This window comes from Microcystis sp. M53603_WE2 (assembly GCF_030065435.1).
Genome location: NZ_JASJFF010001063.1, coordinates 1 through 6,097, shown reverse-complemented (window position 1 = coordinate 6,097; position 6,097 = coordinate 1). Strand labels below are relative to the sequence as shown.

General features: G+C 38.8%; 5 protein-coding genes and 1 pseudogene. 4 read left to right on the top strand and 2 right to left on the bottom strand.

Annotated features, from left to right (window positions below; translation table 11 throughout):
• Nucleotides 1-215, bottom strand: a pseudogene (locus PX481_RS22390) (precorrin-3B C(17)-methyltransferase); the annotation flags it as partial.
• On the bottom strand, nucleotides 212-1,078 hold the full coding sequence (locus PX481_RS22385) for a Uma2 family endonuclease (protein WP_288096126.1): 867 nt from the start codon (nucleotides 1,076-1,078) through the stop codon (nucleotides 212-214). The gene PX481_RS22385 and the pseudogene PX481_RS22390, both read right to left, overlap by 4 nt.
• Before the next feature lie 258 nt (nucleotides 1,079-1,336).
• Between PX481_RS22385 and PX481_RS22380 the strand changes: the two genes are divergently transcribed.
• The 4 genes from PX481_RS22380 to PX481_RS22365 all read left to right on the top strand — a co-directional run bounded on the left by PX481_RS22380 (nucleotide 1,337) and on the right by PX481_RS22365 (nucleotide 5,946).
• Entirely contained in the window at nucleotides 1,337-2,044 is a 708-nt protein-coding gene (locus PX481_RS22380) for a DUF8619 family protein (RefSeq protein WP_002740014.1), read from the top strand.
• A 166-nt stretch (nucleotides 2,045-2,210) separates the two neighbouring features.
• Nucleotides 2,211-2,642: a DUF29 domain-containing protein gene (locus PX481_RS22375; RefSeq protein ID WP_288027172.1), complete on the top strand. Its 432-nt coding sequence runs from the start codon at nucleotides 2,211-2,213 to the stop codon at nucleotides 2,640-2,642.
• Between the two features lie 61 nt (nucleotides 2,643-2,703).
• A complete protein-coding gene (locus tag PX481_RS22370; protein WP_288096123.1) occupies nucleotides 2,704-5,478 on the top strand; it encodes an NACHT domain-containing protein in 2,775 nt (924 codons plus the stop codon).
• A gap of 243 nt (nucleotides 5,479-5,721) precedes the next feature.
• Nucleotides 5,722-5,946 carry a DUF433 domain-containing protein gene (locus PX481_RS22365; protein WP_002745983.1) on the top strand — a complete coding sequence of 75 codons (225 nt, stop codon included), beginning with the start codon at nucleotides 5,722-5,724 and terminating at the stop codon, nucleotides 5,944-5,946.
• The last annotated feature ends 151 nt before the right edge of the window (nucleotides 5,947-6,097 follow it).

Genomic DNA, 6,097 nt, shown 5'->3' with positions numbered 1-6,097 from the left:
GTGCGAATTAAAATACCCGCCGCACAAATGCCAATAATTGGCGTTCCTGTCTGGAAAAATTCTCGCACCGTTTCGCCAAAATTAGTATAGGTAAAATCAGCCGAATGGGTACGATTTATTAACCCATAAACCACTGCTTCCGGTAGGGACATTTGCACTTGACGAGCCACGAGAATGCTGGTTTCTCCTAAAATGAGAATAGCTGGAGGTTTCATTTTGTTTCCCCCGACTGCGCTGCGGTTAACTTTTGGATAAATTCTTGATGTTCTACCGAGTTAATTCCAGCCTTTAAGCTGTCTAACACCCGTGACATATTGCCGTTGAGCATGGCTGAAACATCTAACCACAAACCCGGAAATACTAGAGAGCAAATCACCCCTTCTTGGTTGGGTAACAAAGAAATATAATCGCCATCTTGTAAACTAAACCAATCAATTTTTTGGTCAAATACCTGCCAAACAAGGTATTCTTGAATACCACTGCGTCGATAAGCACGTTTTTTATCCCCTAAATCTATGGCGGCACTACTAGCGGCAATTTCTACTACCAATTCCGGCGATCCTTCTAGGTATCCCTCTGCACTTAGGGTTGATTTACCCCCGCTTTCTTGACTGATTAATAACACCCCATCCGGCTGTAGTTCGTTGTCGATATCCAAGCGAACGGTTGGCTCAATACCCATTTGTACTTGGGGTGTAGCAGCTTGATAAACTCCCAACCAAGTGATTAAACGTCCGTGGGGTTCAGCATGAAATTTAAACCTTAATGGGGATGCCATATATACAACTCCTTCGATCAGTTCGGCTTTTTTTAATCCTGGCATAGCTTGATAACGGCGCTCGAATTCGGGACGAATTAAGCGATCCCCATTTTCTAACGGGGGTAAATGTTGAGTGGTTACAGCCTGAGAATTTAAGGATTTAACCGGGGAAGAAGTCATGGTGGCAGTCTTTGGGAACAAAACAGCATTGATTTTATTATAGATTGTTTCATCGGACTTCTTGCGGGATTTAATTTTTAACTGAAATTTCGCCAGAAGTCCTGAGCTTTTAGCGATGGGATGAATGGCAACCAACATATAGACAATTCCCCAAAACTATAGCATTTATCTTAGTGGTGAGGTACAAAATTTTCCTTTTGGGAAGTCGGTGGTCGATACCAAATTAGGTTACACTTCATCTAGTTATGAGAAACGCTGTCATAACTGATATAGCGCGCCTAAATGAAAGGTAAACGTCCTCTGCTTGCCGTCAAGCGACACCCGACTTCTAGAGCCTACCCATTCACGAATCAATTAGGCACACTATAACTGATAACTGATAATCGATAACTGATAATGTTGGTTCCCCTTACCCGTCAATCGATCGAGCAAATTGTCCCGATTATCGCCACAGGTCCCCAGTACGCTCACTATTGGGGTAAATGGTCTGATTTTCTGCGCCGTTTATTCATTTCTATCATCGCTCTCACCGCAGCTTGGTTAATCGGTAATTTATTCGGCCCGGGTGGTTTAACAATTAAACTGATTTTCGACATTATCGCCGGTTTATATTGGCTCTGGGGTCCGGTTTATTGGGCCAGTGTTCGCAATAATACCTATCGTCGTCTTCCCTACGGGGGGTTTTGGCGCGGTCGCGTTTTCGATGCTTTTGTCACCGAGGAATTAATCGGGGAAGAAGAAAGGGTCAATAAACGCGGGGAATTAGAGATTATCGAAAATCGCCAACGCTGTATTAATCTAGAAATCGGTGATCAAACTGGCTTTTCGGCGATCGTTCGCGCTCCCCTCAAACGCATCCATAAATCGATCCGTCCCGGGATGGTGGCCGAAGCTTTGTTAATGTCTCGAGACCCCGATTTAGGGGATATCAATCAGCTTTCTGATGTCCATCTTCCCCAACTCGACCAGTGGATAGGGGAATATCCTGTGCTGCGACGGGATATTTTCCAGCAAGTTAGTCGCGAATTAGGAGGGGGAAAAGAACCCCGGCCAAAACCTTCTCGTTATTCTAATAATGTCATCCGAAGACGCAAAACCCGTTAATGGTTCGGCGATCTTTGAAAAGATACCAGTTTCCCGGTCATCAATTAATCATAATTTACAGATTTTGGCTAATTTAATCCTTATTTTTGCTGTTTTTGAACCATCAAAAATTAATTATGCAAGAGGTTCAATATAATGTTAATTGAGCTTAGAAGGAGATAAATCGATGACGGCATCCTATGAGCAAGACTTTGGACTTTGGGCCGAACAAATGGCCGATTTATTAGCCTCCGGTCGGTTTTCCGAGTTAGATATTGAGAATTTAGTCGAAGAGGTGCGGGATTTGTCGAAACGGGAGCGCGATCGCTTACTTGCTAGTCTCAGATTAATTTTGCATCATTTATTAAAGTGGGACTATCAACCTCAACGGCGATCCAGGGGTTGGTTGGGAACTATTCAGCGAGAAAGAGCTAATATTAGGCTTTATTTGGACGATAGCCCCAGTTTAAAGCGATATTTAACCGATGAAAGCCTATTTAAACTCTATGCTGTTGCTTGTGCCGATGCCTTTAGAGAGACGGGATTAGAGTTTCCCCCCGTTTGTCCCTACGGTATTGAGGATATTTTAAATCGTTCTCTTCATTTGTCGGAACGATAGGCGAAAAACGATTAAAGTTGGTAAGCTTAGATAGTATCCACAGAATCTTAAGTTTATCGCCATGATTGACTGGTTAATTGTCTGGGGGGTTACTCCAGCCGCAGGTTCGCTTGTTCTTTCAGTAATGCAAGAGTTGGCAAAAGAGGGTGCAAAAGATTACGTAAAGGAATTTTTTAAAAACAGTCTAGGTAAAGTGTTACACTTACCTGAAAAAGATGTTCAAAAAGAAGCTTATGGCAAAGCAATGAAGGAGTTTTTAGAACTCTTTCAGCAACAGTTAGAAATGGCCGATCTGGAAGATGATCAAATTAAAAACTTTGAAAAACCTCTCAAGACTTTTATTAAAGATGACCAAGTTAAACCTATTTTAGGGGATGCTTTTGATATTGATTGTCAAATCCTTGATACTTTTAGGTTAGCTCAATCTTGGCAAAGACTCAATTTACCCCCGTTACCTGCTGAATTTAACTGGGAAAAACTAGGTAAATTTTATTTGAGAAAAACTCAGGAAATTATTCAAAATTCTGAAAAGCTAAGAGCCGTTTTTTTAGTTAAGTTACAGAATAAAGATAGCCAAAATATTCAAGAAATAGCAGGAGTTAAAACAGATTATAATTTAGATAACTATGCGGAAGGATTAAAAAAGGAATATGGCCATCTTAAATTAGAATGTTTAGACACAACGACTTATGAGCAAATCAAACTCTGGCGAATGTTTGTGCCGCAAAATGTGAGACGATACAAACGGGTTATTCCTCAACTTTATGAATTACCTAAAGAAGTGCTGCAGGAACTTGTAGATAGGGGAGAAATTACTCAAGCAGAACTAGAACGAAAACGGCAAGAATATGTCAATGAAAAATTAGATTCTGTTTTGAATATCGTCAATTCTTCTGAATACCCAAGAACCGTAATTTTAGGTAATCCGGGGGCGGGAAAATCGAGTTTATTGCAGTATTTAGCTTTAAATTGGGCTGAAAAAGAACTCAGTCAGCGTGTTTTGCTTCCCCTTCCTCTTTTGATAGAATTGCGTATTTATGCCAGAGATAAGGATGAAAAAAAGTGTAAGAATATTCTAGAATTTTTCCATCAAGGTAATCTGATTTGTCATCTCAATCAACTTGCTTTAGATGATAAGCTTAAAAAAGGTCAGGCTCTTGTGCTTTTTGATGGTTTAGATGAAGTTTTTAATCCTCAATTAAGACAAGAAATTGTCACGGATATCAAACGTTTTAGTATTCAATATCCTCAAGTGCCAATTATAGTAACTTCTCGCTGGTTAGGATATAAAGCAGAAGAATTAAATCATGCTGGTTTTGACCATTTTATGATCCAAGATTTAGATAAAGATCAGATTGAAGATTTTATCAAACGTTGGCATGATTTAGCTTTTGAAAATCGAGATGATAAAACCCAAAAACAAGAACGTTTACAAAAGGCAATTAAGGAGTCAAAAGCGATTCGAGAATTAGCAGGAAATCCTTTATTATTAACGATGATGGCTATTCTAAATCGAACTCAAGAATTACCAAGAGATCGCTCAAAACTTTATGAAAAAGCGTCAGAGGTGTTATTACATCAATGGGATTTTGAAACCAAGGAAGGATTAATTGATCCTGAACTGAAAAAATATCTTTACAATATTGATCTAAGAGATAAAAGGGACATTCTGCGTTTAGTCGCAAGTGCCATGCAAGCAGGAGAAAAAGGGTTAGCTGCTAATTTAATCTATAAGGAAGAATTAGAAAATGTTTTGACTCAATATCTTGAAAAAACAGGAATTAACAAACGAGTGGCTAGTGATCTGACTGATTTAATTATCAAACAACTGCGCTATCGTAATTTTATTCTTTGTTCTTTAGGTGGCAATGCTTTTGCTTTTGTTCATCGAACTTTTTTAGAATACTTTTGTGCTTGCGAGTTTTATGAAAGATTTAAAAAACGAGGATTACCAGACGGAATTACTCTTGAGGAATTGAAAACCAAAGTATTTGGAGAACATTGTTCAGATCCTGTTTGGAAAGAAGTTTTATGTTTATTGATGGGGATGCTAAGTGCAGAATTTCCCAAAGAAGTTGCTGAAGAATTAATTAATTATCTCATTGATATGGAGGAAAAAGACAAGGGATTTGCTCATCTTTTTTTGGCAGCAGATTGTTATGGAGAATTGCGAAACCAGTCTATTTATGTTGAACTAAGTCAGCGATTGTTAAATCAACTAGAAAGGCTTTATGATAAAGATATAAGTTATTATAAAAAATATGATACTGGAAACCGGTGGGGACAAAGGGAGAAAAACAGAGACAAAAGTATTTCTTGTGTTGTAAAAAATTGGCAAGGTGATCCCAACGGATGGAATATGCTTCAAAAAATAGCTCAATCTGCAGCAACCAGTTGGCGACAACAACCTATTATCGACGCATTGGTTCAAATTGCTCAACTATACCCAGTGGCATTATCTAAAATTCAAGAACTTGCTAATAGGGGTAAATCAAAAGCAATTGAAGCTTTAGTAACCCATTGGCGAGATAATCCGCAAACTTTACCCATTATTCAACAACAAGCTAATAAGGGTGAATGGAAAGCAATTGAAGCTTTAGTAACTTATTGGCGAGATAATCCTCAAACTTTACCCATTATTCAACAACTAGCTAATAAGGCTGAAGGGGAAATTATTGGACTTTTGACGGCATTAGCTAGAATAACAATTGACTCGGAAATAGGAGCAATTATCGAAACAATATTAGCTAGAACGGATGTAGATGCTAAAATCAAAGAAGGTTTTCAAGAATTTCTTTACTATAGTAATTTCAGAGATTGGAGAAATCCCGATTAAGATAGCTAATCTGCTAATTTTGTAGGGTGCGTGTTTGCGGCTACTAATTCTGATCAAAAACCAAAATTAACAATCCGCACCCCACGCAGCAAATTTATTATTAAATTGGTGCATTATGCTTTCGCACTTTACACCCTAAGAGTGGTAAGAAGTTAAAGGGTGATCGTTCTTGTCGGTGGGGTGGAGTGCGATCTCTGTCATCAAATAAGATATAATTGGGAAAGTCCAAATAATTAAAGCATTATGAGTTACCAAAACATTATTACCATTGAACCTGGAAAACGCAGCGGAAAACCCTGCATTCGAGGAATGCGTATAACTGTGTACGATATTCTAGAATATTTAGCAGCAGGAATGACAGAAGCAGAAATTCTTGAGGATTTTTCAGAATTAACTTCCGAGGATATCAAAGCTTGTTTGGCTTTTGCTGCTGATCGAGAGAAAAAATTATTTATCACCTCTTTATGAAACTGTTATTACTGGACTTCCCCGTTGACAAAAAGCCATAACCTGTGCTGTAGAAGGGATTAAGAGAATTTCCGCCGCCCCGTTACTGGGTACAAATCAGGGAAACTCCCAATAAATCTAACGCTTTTTGTTGCAGTTGGGTCGGTCGAGT

Bases quoted from the DNA above. Each gene is read 5' to 3' on its own strand.
- PX481_RS22375 (WP_288027172.1), top strand. From the start codon at position 2,211: ATGACGGCATCCTATGAGCAAGACTTTGGACTTTGGGCCGAACAAATG.
- PX481_RS22370 (WP_288096123.1), top strand. From the start codon at position 2,704: ATGATTGACTGGTTAATTGTCTGGGGGGTTACTCCAGCCGCAGGTTCG.
- PX481_RS22365 (WP_002745983.1), top strand. From the start codon at position 5,722: ATGAGTTACCAAAACATTATTACCATTGAACCTGGAAAACGCAGCGGA.
- PX481_RS22380 (WP_002740014.1), top strand. From the start codon at position 1,337: ATGTTGGTTCCCCTTACCCGTCAATCGATCGAGCAAATTGTCCCGATT.
- PX481_RS22385 (WP_288096126.1), bottom strand. From the start codon at position 1,078: ATGTTGGTTGCCATTCATCCCATCGCTAAAAGCTCAGGACTTCTGGCG.